Source organism: Rhizobium leguminosarum (assembly GCF_002953715.1).
GTDB classification, from domain to species: domain Bacteria; phylum Pseudomonadota; class Alphaproteobacteria; order Rhizobiales; family Rhizobiaceae; genus Rhizobium; species Rhizobium leguminosarum_V.
The window spans coordinates 2,270,203-2,287,203 of the sequence record NZ_CP025012.1; the positions used below are offsets into that span (position 1 = coordinate 2,270,203).

11 protein-coding genes are annotated in these 17,001 nt (G+C 61.7%); 2 read left to right on the top strand and 9 right to left on the bottom strand.

What is annotated here, in order from left to right; genetic code table 11:
- Positions 1-104 precede the first annotated feature (104 nt).
- Entirely contained in the window at positions 105-425 is a 321-nt protein-coding gene (locus CUJ84_RS11500) for a 2Fe-2S iron-sulfur cluster-binding protein (RefSeq protein WP_003540151.1), read from the bottom strand.
- Between the two features lie 262 nt (positions 426-687).
- Positions 688-1,071, bottom strand: coding sequence for an Hpt domain-containing protein (locus CUJ84_RS11505; protein WP_017964526.1), 384 nt, complete (start codon positions 1,069-1,071; stop codon positions 688-690).
- 462 nt (positions 1,072-1,533) lie between these two features.
- On the opposite strand from CUJ84_RS11505, the gene CUJ84_RS11510 reads away from it, so the two are divergent.
- The gene (locus CUJ84_RS11510) at positions 1,534-8,457 is read left to right on the top strand and encodes a hypothetical protein (RefSeq protein WP_105006299.1); all 6,924 of its coding nucleotides are present in this window, start codon (positions 1,534-1,536) and stop codon (positions 8,455-8,457) included.
- Positions 8,458-8,634: 177 nt separating this feature from the next.
- Here the strand turns inward: CUJ84_RS11510 and CUJ84_RS38745 are convergent, their stop codons facing one another.
- Together CUJ84_RS38745 and CUJ84_RS11520 are read right to left on the bottom strand one after the other, a co-directional pair.
- Entirely contained in the window at positions 8,635-8,919 is a 285-nt protein-coding gene (locus CUJ84_RS38745; protein ID WP_245457552.1) for a hypothetical protein, read from the bottom strand.
- 533 nt (positions 8,920-9,452) lie between these two features.
- On the bottom strand, positions 9,453-10,202 hold the full coding sequence (locus tag CUJ84_RS11520; protein WP_105006301.1) for an aminoacyl--tRNA ligase-related protein: 750 nt from the start codon (positions 10,200-10,202) through the stop codon (positions 9,453-9,455).
- Positions 10,203-10,573: 371 nt separating this feature from the next.
- Between CUJ84_RS11520 and CUJ84_RS11525 the strand changes: the two genes are divergently transcribed.
- Positions 10,574-11,449, top strand: coding sequence for a D-alanyl-D-alanine carboxypeptidase family protein (locus CUJ84_RS11525; protein ID WP_105006302.1), 876 nt, complete (start codon positions 10,574-10,576; stop codon positions 11,447-11,449).
- Between the two features lie 28 nt (positions 11,450-11,477).
- On the opposite strand, the gene CUJ84_RS11530 is transcribed toward CUJ84_RS11525, so the two are convergent.
- The 5 genes from CUJ84_RS11530 to CUJ84_RS11550 all read right to left on the bottom strand — a co-directional run bounded on the left by CUJ84_RS11530 (position 11,478) and on the right by CUJ84_RS11550 (position 16,911).
- Complete coding sequence (locus CUJ84_RS11530) at positions 11,478-12,731, bottom strand: sensor domain-containing diguanylate cyclase (RefSeq protein WP_105006303.1); 1,254 nt, start codon at positions 12,729-12,731, stop codon at positions 11,478-11,480.
- A 147-nt stretch (positions 12,732-12,878) separates the two neighbouring features.
- Positions 12,879-13,490 (bottom strand): ABC-type transport auxiliary lipoprotein family protein, encoded by a 612-nt coding sequence (locus tag CUJ84_RS11535; RefSeq protein ID WP_105006304.1) that lies wholly within the window; start codon positions 13,488-13,490, stop codon positions 12,879-12,881.
- A gap of 24 nt (positions 13,491-13,514) precedes the next feature.
- Complete coding sequence (locus CUJ84_RS11540; RefSeq protein WP_105006305.1) at positions 13,515-14,885, bottom strand: MCE family protein; 1,371 nt, start codon at positions 14,883-14,885, stop codon at positions 13,515-13,517.
- Between the two features lie 9 nt (positions 14,886-14,894).
- Positions 14,895-15,740, bottom strand: coding sequence for an ABC transporter ATP-binding protein (locus tag CUJ84_RS11545; RefSeq protein WP_018445167.1), 846 nt, complete (start codon positions 15,738-15,740; stop codon positions 14,895-14,897).
- Between the two features lies 1 nt (position 15,741).
- Positions 15,742-16,911 (bottom strand): MlaE family lipid ABC transporter permease subunit, encoded by a 1,170-nt coding sequence (locus tag CUJ84_RS11550; protein ID WP_199788807.1) that lies wholly within the window; start codon positions 16,909-16,911, stop codon positions 15,742-15,744.
- Between the last annotated feature and the right edge of the window lie 90 nt (positions 16,912-17,001).

Consider the following 17,001-nt stretch of genomic DNA (forward strand, 5'->3'; position numbering starts at 1 on the left):
CCTCATCCGTAGGTAATGCGCCCGCCTCGCCTCGCTCGCTCAAGCGCGCGAGGCGTCTTTTTTTGATATCGAAATTCTTGGCGACGTTTGAAGCGTAACCTGCTTTAGGCTTGGCGTTCCGGCACGTGGACCACAAGCCCGTCATAGACAGCCTTCATCCGGATCTGACAGGACAGCCGCGAAGTCGGGCGTACATCGAAGGCGAAGTCGAGCATGTCCTCTTCCATCGCTTCCGGCTGGCCGACCTTCTCCGTCCACTCCTCGTCGACATAGACATGACAGGTCGCGCAGGCGCAGGCGCCGCCGCATTCGGCCTCGATGCCGGGCACCGAATTGCGCACGGCATTCTCCATCACGGTGGAGCCTTGGTCGACGTCGAGGTCGAAGCGCGTGCCGTCGAAGGCGACGATGGTAAGTTTGGGCATCAGGACTATTTCCGGTCTTCAGGTGGGTGGGCGGATTTTCTTCCGACAATTCGGCGCGTCAGTCAATATTGGCGAAATCCGCCATAGCCTCGCAGATCGGGCCTTCGCCCGCCGTCTTCAAAGCGTCATGCGGGACGTCGCAAAAAGACCCGCGGTTCCGCAATGGAACAACGGGCCTCGTTAAAACACTATCTCCTACATGTCGCCTAAAAATGTGCAGCGGTTTTGGGACAATGACATGCATTAAATAAAGGCCTAGAGATCAGCCGCGGCAGAGCTTCAGGATGAAATTTTCGGCGTCGATGACGGCGGCACCCAGCGCTGCCGTCGCACCGGCATCGCCGCCGGTTTCCTCGACGGCTTCCGCCGTCTGCGACACGCGGAACGCGCCGACCGAGCTTGCTGCGCCCTTCAGCCGATGCGCGGCTGCGCCGATACGGATGGTTTCACCGCTGGCAATATCCTGGAGACATGCACGGGCCTGGCGCGCAAACATCTGAAGGACTTCGATTTCCAGCGTCTTGTCGCCCATCGTCTGCTTTGCGAGATGGACCAGATCGATCGGCCGGACCTTCGAGGGACACGGTCCCTTTGCATTATCCGGCGCCTCGAATACGATGTTCAATGCTGCCATCTGGGCTGCCATTGCCAATTCTCCCGTCTCTGTCGTCCGCAGTTGCAACAGTTCTGCGTCAGGAGGGTGGCTATCACGTTAAATTCCGGCACACTCCAGCCGGAAATCTCGCCATATGGTTAACGTCCGTTAAACATCCCTAAATTATTGGTTTTTAAGCCGTGTCTAGGATTCAAAGATGTTAACAACGGGTTAACGGGCCGTGAATCTCAAGCCTTCATTAATTGTGTGAAGAGCCCAGATGTGTCACTACGATACTGGTGGAGCGGGTTTATGGTACGCGCCTTTGCCGAGCGAGTGGATAATGGTAGTGTTTTGATACCTTCCGTTTGAAAAAGCGGCTATCTACTCTGAAATGACATGCTTATCCGTCCTTCGTTGGGATGGGAGGCTGGAACGGCAAAGTTGTTCCCGGGTGAGGCGGAAGCCCCGGATGCGCGGTTGGGCCGGCTGACAGTAACGAGGCATACCCGAATGGCGAACAACAAATATAACGAGTCGATTGAGGACAAGGCGTTCAAGGCATTGGACGAGGCGCTCCAGATCGACTTTAGCAAGGATAACGTACCGTCTCGCCGCGGCGACGCGCCCCAGGCCCCGGAGGCTAATGTGTCTGATCCAGTAAATGCGCGCAATCAGCAGGCCCAGGAAGAAGCGCAGCGCCGCAGCCGCCGCGGTGCCGCCGGCGAGCAGACTTCCAGAGGCCCGACCTTCGCGCCCGCCAACGATGCCAGCCGCAATACGCCCGCCTCGATCCTGAAATCCTTTGACGGCGCCTCCAGCCGCTCGGCGGTGCGCACCGCCACCCTGTTTTCCGTGCTTTGGGTCATGGCCGGCCTCGGTCTGATGTCGCTGCTTTATTCTCCGCAGATCTGGCAGATCCGTTCGCTCGCCGATCTCGTCGCCCTGCCCGGCGTCATCGCCGGCCTCGTCGGCATCATCATTCCCGTGATGATGTTCTATGCCTTCGCCATTATGATCTCCCGCGCCCAGGACATGCGCAACGCCGCCCGCTCCATGGCAGAGGTGGCATTGCGCCTGGCAGAGCCGGAAACCATCGCCTCCGAGCGCATCATGACGGTTGGCCAGGCCGTGCGCCGTGAGGTCTCGGCCATGAATGAGGGCATCGAGCGCACCATCGCCCGTGCCTCCGAGCTGGAAACGCTTGTCCATTCCGAAGTCAATGCCCTTGAACGTTCCTATGCCGACAACGAATTGCGCGTGCGCGGCCTCGTCCACGAACTCGGCTCCGAGCGCGAGGCGATTGTCAATCATGCCGATCGTATCCGCACCTCGATCGGCAGCGTACACGACCAGTTGAAGGAAGAGCTGTCGCTTGCGACCGAAGAGATCGCGGTGCGGCTTGCCACATCGGGCGAAGCCTTCGCCTCGCTGATCGATACACGCGCCGCGACGATCCTGGAGAAGTCGGACAGCGCCCTGCAGTCGATGGGCAGCCTGCTCGCAGCCAAGACCGATACCCTGTTGCAGACACTGAACGCATCGGGTTTTGCGCTGGCCACCGAATTCGACAACCGCCTCGAAGCCCTCTCCGTCAATCTCAACGATCATGGCGAAAGGCTGCTCAGCCAGTTCGAGACGCGCGCCTCGACCATGGACAGCAGCACGGAAAAGCTGAATGCGGCACTGAACGAGCGTACGCACCAGCTCAACGAGATCCTGATTGCCCGAACCCGCGAAATCAACGAGAGCCTGACGTCAGGCGAACGCACGATCGGCGGCACGCTCGACGACGTGCTGTCGAAGCTGAACAGCGCCCTCGACGAAAAAGGTGCAAGCTTCCGCCAGAGCCTGCAGACGACCGCCGACGACGCCGTCATGGATCTCGACGTGCGCTCCGGCTTCTTCGAGGAGCGGCTGCAGACAACTGTCGCCCAGCTGTCGACCGCCTTCGACGAACGCGTCGCCGAATTTACGAGCGCCTTCGACAAACGCACAGGCTCGCTGGACACCAAGCTGATGGAGAGCCTCGCTCGTATCAACGAGACGCTGACCGGCGGCTCGGATTCGATCGACGGCATCCTGAATTCCGGCATCGACCGCCTTGGTTCGTCGATGACCGATCAGTCGCTGGCACTCGCCACCGCGCTCGCCACCAGCCACGAAGTGCTGGAAAGCACGCTCGGCAGCCGCGCGGACGAAATCACCACAGCACTCACCAGCCGCACCGGCGAACTGACCTCGGCGCTGCAGAGCGCTACGTCTGACATCGCGCTGACGCTTGCGACCGGCACCTCCGAGCTGCAGAACAACCTTCAGACACGCTCGGCCGAATTCCGCGACACGCTGCGCACCACCACCACCGATCTGACGACTGCCGTTGCCGCCGGCACCGAGCAGGTGACCGCTGCCTTCGGCGGTCGCGCCGAGGAGCTGAGCGGCGTGCTTGCCGCGCGTGCGGCCGAAATCAGCGAAGCGCTCGGCACGGCCCACGGCCGTATTGACAGCGTCATGGCAGAACGCGGTGGCGCACTTGTGGAAGCGTTGACCAGCCATCACGGCCGCTTCGAGGAAGCGCTGGCGACCCGCTCCGACGCCATCATCAACGCCGTCTCCGGTACCCATGACCGTCTTGCCGAGACGCTCGACGAAAAGGCGATGGCGCTGGCCATTTCGCTCAACGAGGGCCATGCCCGCATCGAAGACACGCTCGAGACCCGCTCCGAAGCGCTGCTGAATGCGGTATCAAGCACGCATGACCGCCTCTCCGAAACGCTCGACGAGAAGGCGATGGCGCTGGCCATTTCGCTCAACGAAAACCAGGCCCGCATCGAGGATACGCTCGAGACCCGCTCCGAGGCCTTCCTCAACGCCGTGTCCGGCACCCATGATCGCCTGTCAGAAACGCTGGACAGCAAGGCGGCCGCCCTTACGACCTCGCTCGATGAGCGCCATGCCCGCATCGAGGATGCGCTTGGAACGCGCGCCGAGGCGCTGCTGAACACCGTGTCCGGCACGCGCGACCGTCTTGCCGAGACGCTCGACGAGAAGGCTATGGCGCTGGCCATTTCCTTGAACGAGAGCCAGGCCCGCATCGAGGATACGCTCGAAACCCGTTCCGCGGCCCTGCTGAACGCCGTCTCCGGCACCCATGACCGCCTCTCGGAGACTCTGGACGGCAAGGCGGCAGCTTTTGCCACCTCGCTGAGCGAAGGCCAGGCCCGTATCGAGAATACGCTCGAAACCCGCTCCGCAGCTCTGTTGAATGCCGTCTCCGGCACCCATGATCGCCTCTCCGAGACGCTGGACGAAAAGGCGATGACGCTCGCCATTTCGCTCAACGAAACTCAGACGCGTATCGAGGAAACGCTCGACGAAAAAGCGACGGCGCTCGCCGCCTCCCTGAACCAGGGCCAGAGCCGCCTGCAGGACACGCTGGAGAGCCGCTCGGAATCCTTCCTCAATGCGGTCTCTGCCACCCACGACCGCCTGTCCGAGACACTCGACGATCGGGCGATGGCGCTTGCCATCTCGCTGAACGAGAGCCAGAGCCGTCTCGAGGAGACGCTGACAACAGGCGCGGAAGCGATCACCAATGCGGTCTCCGGCACGCACGAAGGCCTGAACGGTGTGCTCGACCGGAAGGCCGCCGCCCTTGCCGCCTCGCTGAACGAAGGCCAGGCCCGCCTCGAGGAAGCCTTGGGGCACCGCACCGCCGCAATCATCGGCGCCGTGACGGCAACCCATGACCGGCTCACCGATACGCTCGATGAAAAGACCATGGCGCTCGCCATTTCGCTCGACGATAACCAGAGCCGCTTCGACAGTGTGCTCGAAGCCCGCAGCAACTCCATCATGGAGGCCGTCTCCGGTGCCGAGGCCCGGGTCGCCGGCGCCTTCTCCGACAAGACCGATGCGATCCGCACCGCCTATACCGACAATCAGCAGCGGCTCGAAAATGCGCTTTCCGAACATAGCGCCGCCCTCTCGGGCGTTCTCGATGTCGGCGGCGCCCGCTTCGAGGATCTCGTCGGCGGCTTGACCGGCCGCATCGAAGGCCGCCTGACCGATGCACAAACACGGCTCGGGGGCCTCGCCGACGAGGCTGCAGCGCGCATCGAGGGTGGCCTCGCCTCTGCCCACGAGCGCATCCGCACGACGCTCGAAGACCGCGCCAACGCCATCGACCTATCGCTGAACCAGGCGCATGCGCTGATCAGCGATACGCTGGCCGAACAGGCGACCAGCATCGGCACATCGGTGGCGACGAGTGTCGGCATGCTCGAATTGTCGCTGGAGCACCGTGAAGCCGCGATCCGCCAGGCGATCGATGCCGGCGCCCAGACATTGGAAGATCGCATGCATGCCGGCGCCGGCCAGATCGCCAGCCGCTTCCAGGAGGCGGCACATGCGATTTCGAGCTCCACCCAGAATTTCTCCGCCCATCTCGATCGGTCGGTCGAAAGCCTGACGGGCCGTTTTGAAGAAACCGGATCACGTGTGGAAACCGGTCTCGCAGCGATCGAGACCCGTATCCGCGACGGCGTCGGCGGCGTCGCCGAAAAGGTCGAAGCGGCCAGCGGCCAGTTGTCCGGCGTGCTTGCCGACGGCGTCTCCCGTCTCGGCGCGCTCAGCGACGACGCCACTCGGCGCATCTCCGCGACGCTCGAAGGCAGTGCCGCAAACCTCACCCAGGCGATCGACAGCCGCACCGCCAATCTGGCCGAGACGCTGGACAGCCGCGCCACCAGCCTGACTGGCGCCATCGACGGCCGCACCGCGAGCCTCGGCGAAACGCTCGACCGCGGCAATGAACGCATCGAGGAACGCCTCTCCACCATGGACCGTGCGTTGACCGTCGGCCTCGAGGCCGTCAACCGCACCATCGAAGGCAAGGCCGCCGGTCTCGCCTCGACGCTGCGCAGCGCGGTTGCCGACGCGGCCCAAGGAATGGAAGGCGAAGCGACGAGAACCACCGAACTGCTTGGCAAGACCGGCCAGCAATTCGCCGAGGATCTCAATGCGAAAAGCGACGAATTCACCCGCACTATGGATGAGCGCTCGTCGCAGATCGTCACCCGCGTCGCCGAAGCTCAGAACCGGCTGGCAAGCCAGGCCGCTGCCGTCGCCCAGACCTTCTCGGAAGCCGGCAACGCCATCGTCAACAAGGTTGCCGAGGCCGAGACCATCGTCGGCACGCAGGTCAACGCCATCTCCAAGGTGCTGTCGGATGTCGGCCAGTCTCTGGAGACACGCGGCAATGCCATCCGCTCGACGCTGTCGGGCGCCGGCAGCGAGATTTCCGCCACCATGGCGGATGTCGACCGGGCGCTCGAAGCCCGCAGCAGCGCCATTCGCACCAATCTCGAGGAGCGTGCCCGCGAGATCGATACGACGTTCTCCGACATCGACCGGGCGCTCGAAACGCGCGGCAACTCGATCCGCTCGACGCTCGAAGAGCGCACCCGCGACCTCAACTCGATGCTATCAGGCCGTTCGGTCGAATTGACGCGCATCCTCGACGAAACGGCCCGCCCGATCATCGACCGGTACACCGATGCCGGCGAGCAGGCTGCTGCCCGCATCACCGCCGCGGCAAACCTCAGTGCCGACCGTCTGCGCGCCGAAAATGAAGCGCTCGCCAGTGCCGTTGCCGCCCGCACCGAGAACGTCGCCGCTGCCGTCAGCGCCATCGAAAACAGCCTGGTCGGCAACGTCAATGGCCTCGTTCAGCGCATGTCGGAAAGCAGTGCGGCGATGGCGATGATGATGAACCGCTCCGCCGAACAACTGGCCAGCGTCGACGGCCGTCTCGGCGACACCACCACGCGCTTTGCCGACTCCGCCACCAAGGCCGCTGAAATGGTCTCCGCCTCGACCCGGCTCCTCGAAGGCAAGATCGACCGCCTCTCCGACATCTCGGGCCAGACGCTGGCGCAGGTCGGCGGCATCATCGGCCGCTTCGACGAACACTCCAAGGTTCTGACCCAGGCTTCGCAGCTTCTCGGCGCCGCCCAGTCCAACCTCGCCTCGACGCTCGAAGAGCGCGAGAGCGCTCTGCAGACGCTCTCGGTCGGCCTCGTCTCGCGCTCCGCAGAGATCGAAAAGACCATGCAAGGCCTCGGCAGCATGATCGAGACCGTGTTCGAGCGGGCAGAGCAACGCTCCAGCCAGGTCACCGGCAATTTGCGCCAGGGCGTGCAATCCTCCTTCGCCGATATCGGCCGCATTCTCACCGAAACCGAGAAGCGCGCCCAGGAAGCGGCAGAGACGATGCGCGAGGCAATCACCCGCGCAGGCGACGAGGCCAATACGACGATCGACGGCACCTTTGCCAATGTCGAGCGCCGTTCCGGCGATCTCTCCAATCGCATTCGCGGCGGTCTCACCGCCTCGCTGTCGGACGTCGAGCGCATGCTCGGCGAAGCCGGCCGCGCCTCCGACGGCGCCGCCCAGCATATGCGCGAAGCGCTGCGCGAAGCGATCGATGATGCCGTCGGCCGTTTCTCCGGCGCCACCGAGGATATCCGCCGCTCCGCGGCCGACATCCGTAACGAGCTCGACGCCACCCGCGCCGAGCTGAAGCGTGGCGCCTTCGATCTTCCCGAGGAAGCCAAGGAAAGCGCCTCGGCCATGCGCCGGGCCGTTGCAGAGCAGATCAAGGCACTGCAGGATATCTCCCAGCTCGTCGGCCGCTCCAGCCAGCAGCTCGAGATCTCCGAGCCTGTCGCCCGCACACTCGCTCAGGTGCAGCCTGCCCCGCGTCCCGCCCAGCCGGTCGCAACCCAGCCGGTCGCCGCCCAGCCGCCCCAGCCGGCAGCACCCCCGCCGATCGAAGCGACGGGTCTGCGCGGAACGATCGGACCCTCTGCGCCGGCTGCCCAGCGCGCCGCCCCGCAACCTGCCCCCACTCGCCAGGAAACAGGTCGCCAAGAGCCGGCTCGTCCAGAAAGCGGCGGTTGGATCAGCGATCTGCTGCGTGGCGCATCGCGTGAGGAGGCAGCCGACGAGGCCGCGGCCGCCCGTGTTCCGGCCCGCCCGGCGGAAACTGCCGCACCGGCCGCGCGCAGCAACGACAGCCGCAATCCACGCCACGTCGTCGAATCGCTGAACTCGCTCTCGGTCGATATCGCCCGCGCCATCGACCATGACGCCTCGGTCGATCTCTGGCGCCGTTATCAGCGCGGCGAGCGCGACGTCTTCACCCGTCGCCTCTACACACTGAAGGGCCAACAGACCTTCGACGAGATCAAGCGCAAATACGACCGCGAACCGGAGTTCCGCACCGCCGTCGACCGCTACATCGGTGATTTCGAAAAGCTGCTCGCCGACGTCGCCCGCACCGACCCGAACCGGACGGTGACGCAGTCCTACCTCACCTCGGATACGGGCAAGGTCTACACCATGCTCGCTCATGCTGCAGGCAGGCTCGGCTGAACCTGACTGACACCTCGGGCGAAAACCGCCAGAGCAAACAAAAGCTGATTTGATCGTAGAATTGGAGAAAGCCGCTTGAACTGACGTCAGGCGGCTTTCGTTTGTGACCATGGGCCGCGGTCTGGACCTGGAAACTGGGGCAGCAGTTCGTAGACCGGATTTGATGCTGCCATCTTTCTATTGAGCATTGCCGCCATCGGTCCGGGCCAGATCATCTGACGCCCAAGCCTGAATTGCCTGATTGAACACACGCTCACCATCCTCGCCCTTTTCAAGTGTCAGCAGCGCTCGTGTGCCGTCCTGATAAGAAATCGGCAAATCAATCCATTGGCGTTCAAGCAGTTCAAGGTTCTTGGCACGAGCCTCAGGCAGATCATTGAGCGCCAGCATGTAAAGTTTGTCCGTGACCTTGGCGGGCACGGCTATCAATGTGTCACCGCGATCGCTTTCCGTCGCCTTCATTGACATGTGCCGGAGACTGTAAACTCCACCTCCCTTAAATCCTGGCGCGATCTGAAACGACAATTCAATGAGGTGGCTTGCGGAAACGGAGGGATCTGCATTCCGTTCCAGTGTCAGCACTGCAGTGAGGTGACGCTTCGGCACCGCAATGTGCGCTTGGATAACAGGATCGGAGTGTCCCCTAGCGTCGGTGCGCATATCGATTGACCACGTGACAGAACCGGGAACCGTCGTCGGCTGTGCCCTCTCCGGTCTCTCCTCATACAGAAACATTTGAGGAACTAGCGAACGCGGGACGGAGCGTCCGGATGACGCAAAGGCGGAAAAAGCTGAAAAAACGAGCACACATATGCCAACGACCAAAACCATTGCCGAGCGCATCATAAAAGTCCCACCCCTCGCAGCATAACGCTGTCTCCTACCGTATAATTTCTTAAATCTGAATTATGCAGCGATTCAAAGTGCTGCAGAAATTCGTGAACAACCGCAGCGGCGAAAACCGGGACCGCAATGCGGTCCCGGTTCTTCATCTTTTACCGGTCGGCCGCCATGTTCCAGTTGTAGACGCATCGATCGAGACCGATGGCGATCTCAAGCACGAGCACGTCATGGTCGACGGCCGCTCCCTTCTTCGTCTGCGACCGGTAGCGCTGCGGAAAATCCGTGCGTCGCGAGATCGAGCAGACCTCCATCCACTTGTCGCCATTGTCGACCTCGATATCTACAGTCACCTCGGAATAGGCGGGCAGCCGGTCGGAGGGTACGATCCGCGTCGGCAAATGGATCAGCGATGCGATCATGCGGCGGATCGGCTCGAGGCAGGCTGCGTGATAGTCGTTGCCACTGTCGGCCGTGAAGGCGCATTGGAATTCGAGCTGCCAGAATTCCTTCAGCCGCATGTGTTTGGTCGATTGCTCCTGCTCGCGACGATAGGATTTTCCGGCCTGCCAGACGCAGAGCGGCAGCCGTGTCTTCGAGTGATTGCCGAGAATATGCTGCATGTAGATGTAGGTCGACGGCGTGGTCTCCGGTCTCAGCACCAGCATGGGATCGCTGGCGGAGAGCTGTTCCTGAACCCAGATATCGACGTTCGAATAGGCGCTTGAAACCAGCGGCCGCGGCATCAGCGCCGGCGCCTCGACCCTCCTGACATCCCAGGCTGGATTGACGGATCTGAGAAAACTGCGGACCTCTTGCGAGAAGAAGCCGATCATATGATCGCGCAGATGGATCTCGCGCTCCTCCCAATGGACGAGCGAATTGACATGATAAATACTGAGCACGGTGCCTGTCTCCCTGGCAGCCTTGATTGACGTGGTGAGGGGCTTTACGTCCAGCAGCGCGCCGGACGCCTGAGCGCCCTGACGTCACAACAGGACGCGAAGACCTCGTCCGCCAAAAGCGCGCGCGATCGCGACCTGCAGGCAGGTGCTGATATCACGGGAGAAAGGCGCGCTCTTCATGCTCATGACGAGTTTTCTACGAGCCGCGCGCATCATTGTCAAAACCGAAGAGGCTGAGACAAAAGGAATCAGCTGTGGATGACCCTTTTTTATTGCCCCCTGTCCTTCATTCCGTCACAAACTTTTCTGATCCGCTCACATTAAAGCGAATGGCTCACTCCACCATCCAAACGATAGAGACAGCAACATTGATGACCAAGACGACATCCCGACTCCTTGCCACCGCGCTCTCTTCCGTTTTCCTGATGGGCGCTTTCACTCTGGCTCAGGCAGGCCAGGCAAGCTTCGTCGTTGATGTGCAGTCCGGTCAGGTCCTTGAAGGCTCCAATCAGGACGATCTGAACTATCCGGCGTCGCTGACCAAAATGATGACGCTCTATCTCGCCTTCGAGGCCCTGCATGACGGACGCCTCAACTGGGAACAGAAGCTCACCATGTCGGAAAATGCCGAGAGCAAGGAGCCTTTCAAGCTCGCCGTCGGCGCCGGCCGCAAGGTGACGCTGCGCGAAGCGGTCGAAGGAATTGTCGTGCTGTCCGCCAACGATGCGGCTGTGGCGATCGCCGAGCAGCTTGGCGGCTCCGAACCGGCTTTCGCCAAGGCGATGACCGACAAGGCTCGTCAGCTCGGCATGAAGGATACGGTCTTCAAGAATCCGTCGGGCCTTCCCGATCCTGAGCAGGTCACCACGGCGCGTGATATGGCGACACTCGGCGTTTCGCTGATGCGTGACTTCCCAGAGGAGTTCAAGCTCTTCTCGATGCGCGGATTCCAGTTCCGCGGCATGAAGCTGCGCGGCCATAACAACCTCATGTATCGCTATGACGGCGTCGACGGCATCAAGACCGGCTACACCGACGCATCGGGCTACAATGTCGTGACGTCGGCGCTGAAGGATGGCCGCCGCGTGGTCGGCGTCGTCATGGGCGAAAAGACCGCGAGCATACGCGACGACAAGATGGCAAGCCTGCTGGACAGCACTCTCTCGCCGTCATCGACCGCCACAGCTTCCACGACACCGGGCAGCCAGCCGGGAGCGACGATGACGGATTCGCAGCCAACCAAATAGGCGCGATGAGCAGAGACTTGCCGACGGGTTATCTGAAAGCCACTTCCAGATGCTGCCGGTCTTGCGCGATCACCCTGCAATTCGTTTCGAATCCTTCGCCTTTGATGGCCAGAATGAATTCCAAAGGAATGCCTGATGTATTGGAGACCGAAATGCCGGCGCTCTCCGATCCAATGGATTTGACGGTGCAGTCGATGGTCGAGCGCCGATCGTTGAACAGGATCGAACCCGCCTTCAGCACCCGTCGTCGAGCGCCAATGGCGTGATCGGCGTGGATCGAGCTCCACGACACGCAACGATTCCGTCCGCCATGCTTGGCCTGATACATCGCCGCATCCGCCTGAGCCAGCAGGGTCTCGATCTCTTTGCTGACGATCGAGAGTGCCGAAGTTCCGAAGCTGGCTGTAACGGTCAGAGCGCCATGATCGCCGCGAATGATCTCAGAGGCGATGGCGGCTCTGAGTTTCTCGGCGACTGCGACGGCACCTTCCCGATCGACATGCGGCAGGATGACGGCAAACTCCTCGCCGCCAAGACGGCCGAACAGATCACCGGCTCGAAGGGTCGCCTTGCAGGTCGATGCCACCGCCTTGAGGACCTCGTCTCCGGCCGCATGTCCATGCGTATCGTTCACCTTCTTGAAATGATCGATGTCGAAGACGATGCATGAGAGGTCGTGCTTGTGTCGCAGAGCGAGCGAAATGAGCTGATCGGCCTCCTGCTTGAAGGCACGCCGCGTCATCGCCTCGGTCAGGCTGTCGATGGCCGCCGACTGCATGAGCTCGATGCGGTCCATCGCAGCTCCCGCCAGCTCCTCGAGAATGCTGAGGTCTCTGTTGCCGAACGATCTTGGCCGGCGGTCGATCGCGCATACGGTTCCGATCATGTGCCCGGCTTTCGTTCTCAGCGGCACACCGGCATAAAAACGAATATTGTCCTCGCCCGTCACCGAAGGATGCTGTGAAAACCGCGAGTCCTTGGTAGCGTCCTGAACGACGACAGGCCTTTCACAGTCCACGACGTAGCGGCAGAACGTGTCTTCGCGCGAAACCTCGTCGGCCGAAAGGCCTGAGCAAGCCTTGTACCATTGCCGATGCGCATCGATCAGTGAGACGATGCCGATGTCGATGGAAAATATCTCCTTTATAAGGCGTACGATCCGCTCGAAGCCCTCGTCCCTCGGAGTGTCGAGGAGATCGAGCTGCTGCAGCGCAGCCAAGCGATCATTTTCGCGTTGGATCGCCTCCAATGACGATTTCCCGAATACTCGTGCAGCCACCATGCAGCATTCCTCCTGAAAGGGACTGTATGATGCGTTCCATAAATTCGTGAATAAATTGAATACGATGACGACCCCTATGCCATGGGGTCAAATTTTTTTCAGAATCGACAACCCCCGATATTCAAGGGGCGGCCTCGGAATTCGAGTTCAGATTGAGCGCAGCGTCCAGCTGACAATCTCGGAGGCGACCGTGGAGAAGGCACGGTCGAGGCCTTTGACGAAGCCGTCATTGTCGCCGCCGGCCGGCGCCATGGCGCGGAACACCTTCTGGGCGCGCACCGAGCCGTTGCGGTCGTTGAGGATCTTGGCGGAGATCTCGACCACCGCCTGGTTGCCGTTCGAAGCGTCGATCTCGAAGGCGCGGATGTCGGTGACGATCTGGTAGTCGATCGCCAGCCCCTGCCCCGGCATGCCGACGCCGCCGAGCTTGCCGGAATTCTCGAAGGCTTCCACCAGCTTCGACTGCACGATGCGCGGCAGCTTGTCGCCCCACTGCGCCTTCGAGAGATACTGGATTTCCGAAGGCGAAACACGGATGACGATCTGCTCGCTATCGAGCGACCTTAGCGCCGTCGGGCTGGCGATCAGGATCTGGCGAGATTTGGCCGCGGGTCCGCTGCCGTCGACGGCAGCGGGCAGGTCATAGGTGTCGTTCTTGGCCGCGGTGCCGCACCCCGAAAGGATCAACGCCGTCAGCGGCAGCGCGATCACCGTTCCCCTGATCCGTGAACGGCGCGACAACAGATGCGATGCGACCATATTAGGCTACCCCTGACTTCCCAGTTAACGCCGCGTCCGGCCGTCATATTGCTTCACCGTTTCCCCGCCGAAGATCAGGCGTTGCGGATTGCGGTCGAAGTTGGTGATCGTATCGTTCAAATTGTTCACGGTTCCGCGCATGTCGTTGACGAGAGTCTGCACGTCGCGCAAGCCGCCGCTCGAGAATTTCTGTAGATTGTCGGCGATCGGCCCGATGCGCGAATTCAGGTTGTCGGCCACCTTCTTGAAGGATTCCAGCGTATCGCGCGCTTCCGTGAACAGCGATTGCGTATTGTCGGTGCCGAGCAGCGCATCGACCTTGATGAGAATGCCGTCGATGCGGGTCGAGGCCGAATTCAGCTTGTTGGAAAGCTGCGACACGTCCTGGATCGTCTGGTCGATATCTTTCTGACGCGCCGAAACCGTGTTGGCGACATCGCGGATCGAGGCGACGGCGGCGCGCGCATCCTTGGTCGCCTGCGCGATATCGTCGACGGAGCCCTTCACCTTCGCCGGATCGATCTGGGCAACGAGCGTATCGACCCGGTCGAGTGTCGCCTGCGCCTGCTTGCCGAAATCATTGAAGGTGGTGGCAGTCTGGTCGAACTTCTGGATCGCGCCCTTGAGGTCGCCCGAGGCATCGGCGACATTGGCGGAAATCTTCTCGGCATTGGAAACGATGTTGTCGATCTTCTGCGCATCGACTGCCTTGACCAGCGATTCGACGGCTTGAAGCGTCGAGTCGACACGACCGGAAACCGCCTTCACCGTCTCCGAGAGCTGGCCGACGCTCTGCAGGAAGGAGTCGATATTGCCGGAATTCTTGGCCAGTGCATCCGAGAACGTCTCGGCATTCTTGAACGTCTCGGTCAACGGCCCGCGCGAATCCTCGATGAAACCCTGAAGTTCGCCGACCGCGTCGTTAGCGCGATCGAGGATCTTGTCGGCCGTCGCCAGAAGATTGGTGACGCTCGACTGGTCGGCGACGATGACGGCGCGTTTGCCGTTGTCGATCGCATGCTGGAGGATGCTTTCCTCGCCCTTGCGGCCACCTGACAGTTCGATATAGGCAGCCCCGGTCAAACCCTGGATTTCCAGCGCGGCCTTGGTGGAGGGGTAGATCGGCGCATCGGTGCGCACCTGAGTGAAGGCCAGCGAATACTGCGGATCGTCGGCATCGATCGACAGCGTCTGCACCGAGCCGATCTGGATGCCGTTGAAACGCACCGGCGAGCCGACGCTGAGGCCGTTGGCCGAGCCCGGAATACGAACGATCAGTTCCGTCATCGGACCGCCGCGGCCATACTCGGCCATCCAGTAGACGAAGCCGAAGGCAGCCGCGATCACCAGCACCGTGAAAAAACCGACAATCGTGTAATTGGCTTTGGTTTCCATCTTATCCGGTCACTTTCCGCTGCTGTCGTGCCGCGCGGCAGCATCGTTCTGCGGCACGATCGACCGCGCGCGTTTGCCCTTGAAATAGGCCTGCACCCACGGATCGTCATAGGCCAACATGTCGTCGATCGTGCCTTCCACCATTACTCGCTTCTTTCCGAGCACGGCAATACGGTCGCAGACCGAAAACAGGCTGTCGAGGTCGTGCGTGACCATATACACGGTCAATCCCAGACTATCGCGCAGGTTGGCGATCAGTTCGTCGAATTCGGCCGCACCGATCGGGTCGAGGCCGGAGGTCGGCTCGTCCAGGAAGACGAGTTCCGGATCGAGTGACAGCGCGCGCGCAAGGGCTGCGCGCTTGATCATGCCGCCGGAGAGTTCGGATGGATATTTGTCGGCGGCATCGGCGGCAAGCCCGACCATGCGGATCTTCAGATGCGCCAGCTCGTCCATCAGCGAGGTCGGCAGGTCGAGATATTCGCGCATCGGCACCTGGATGTTTTCCTTGACCGTCAGCGACGAGAACAGCGCCCCCTGCTGGAACAGCACGCCGAGCCGCATGTCGAGCGCGTTGCGCTGCGGCTCGTCGAGTTCGTCGAAATCCTGGCCGAGGATCTTGATCGTGCCGGAGCGGCGCGGCAGCAGCCGGAGCACGGTGCGCATCAGCACCGATTTGCCGGTGCCGGACGCGCCGACGAAGCCGAGGATCTCGCCGCGGTAAATATTGAGGTTCAAATTGTCGAGCACGACCTTGGAACCGAAGCCGACGGTGACGTCGCGCGCCGACAGCACGATGTCCCTTTCGTCCTTGTCTTCCGTATCGATCGGTTTCTCGTCCACGCGGTCCGCCATCCTAGAAATCGATCGCTGCATAGAACATCGCAAAAAGCCCGTCCATCAGGATGACGACGAAAATCGCCTTCACCACCGCGGCCGTCACATGCTGGCCGAGCGATTCCGCGCTGCCACCGACCTTCAGCCCCTCGACGGCGGCGACGATGCCGATGACCAGCGCCATGAACGGCGCCTTGATCATGCCTGAGAGCACCGTCGACAGGGTCACCGCCTCGTGCAGGCGCGACAGGAAATTGGCGAAGGTGATGCCGGAATAGCCCCAGGCGACGGCGGCAGCACCCCCGAGCGAGGCGAAATTTGCGAGCACCGTCAAAAGCGGCAGCGCGATGGTCAGCGCCACCAGCCGCGGGAAGATCAGCACGCCGATCGGGTTCAGGCCCATCACCTTCAGCGCGTCAATCTCTTCGCGCATCTTCATCGAGCCGATTTCGGCAGTGATGGCGCTGCCCGAGCGGCCGGCGATCATGATCGAGGTCAGAAGCACGCCGATTTCGCGCAATTGCAGGATGCCGACGAGATCGACGACGAAAACCTCAGCGCCGAAGTAACGTAGCTGGAAGGCGCCCTGCTGGGCGATGATCGCCCCGATCAGGAAAGACATCAGCAAGATGATCGGAACGGCGCGAACGCCCATATGGTCGATCTGGTTGACGATCGAGGCCGGCGAGACACCACTGCCGCGGCCGAACTTCATCTGCGCGCCACGTACCGCCGAGCCGAGGATATACATGGCGGCGGCGAAATTGTCCCAGACCTCGTAGGTCATTTTGCCGATCGGCGCGAAGATGCGCGCGGCAAGCGAGACTTTCTCCGTCTGCTCGGGCTCGGGCTTGGCCGGCTCCTCGGAAAACATCTCCAGCATTTCGTCGATATGCGGGTTGGTGCCTTCGAAGCGAACCGTCCGCCCGCCCGCCTCTTCTTGCTTTTTCAGCCGGCACAGCAGCCAGATGCCGGCGGTGTCGATCTCCGAAATCTCCGAGAGGTCTACCGTCAGGTCGCCAGTCTTCTTCTGCAGGAGCTTTTCGAAATCGCGCAGCACCAGATGGATGTAGGCGCTGCGCCAATTTCCCAGAAGACGCACACGCTGTCCCGAGCCATCAGCCTGGTCGTCCACATCAAGGGAGGCGGCGTTGCGATTCTCGGCGTTCAAGATACTTGTGTCTTTCAAGGCTTACAGCGACATTGCCGAATCGCGAAACAGATCATTCGTGGCCCGGCGCGTTAATATACAGAAGCACCGTGCGATTTCCATGCTTGC

Bases quoted from the DNA above. Each gene is read 5' to 3' on its own strand.
- CUJ84_RS11500 (WP_003540151.1), bottom strand. From the start codon at position 425: ATGCCCAAACTTACCATCGTCGCCTTCGACGGCACGCGCTTCGACCTC.
- CUJ84_RS11505 (WP_017964526.1), bottom strand. From the start codon at position 1,071: ATGGCAGCCCAGATGGCAGCATTGAACATCGTATTCGAGGCGCCGGAT.
- CUJ84_RS11510 (WP_105006299.1), top strand. From the start codon at position 1,534: ATGGCGAACAACAAATATAACGAGTCGATTGAGGACAAGGCGTTCAAG.
- CUJ84_RS38745 (WP_245457552.1), bottom strand. From the start codon at position 8,919: ATGAAGGCGACGGAAAGCGATCGCGGTGACACATTGATAGCCGTGCCC.
- CUJ84_RS11525 (WP_105006302.1), top strand. From the start codon at position 10,574: ATGACCAAGACGACATCCCGACTCCTTGCCACCGCGCTCTCTTCCGTT.
- CUJ84_RS11530 (WP_105006303.1), bottom strand. From the start codon at position 12,731: ATGGTGGCTGCACGAGTATTCGGGAAATCGTCATTGGAGGCGATCCAA.
- CUJ84_RS11535 (WP_105006304.1), bottom strand. From the start codon at position 13,490: ATGGTCGCATCGCATCTGTTGTCGCGCCGTTCACGGATCAGGGGAACG.
- CUJ84_RS11540 (WP_105006305.1), bottom strand. From the start codon at position 14,885: ATGGAAACCAAAGCCAATTACACGATTGTCGGTTTTTTCACGGTGCTG.
- CUJ84_RS11545 (WP_018445167.1), bottom strand. From the start codon at position 15,740: ATGGCGGACCGCGTGGACGAGAAACCGATCGATACGGAAGACAAGGAC.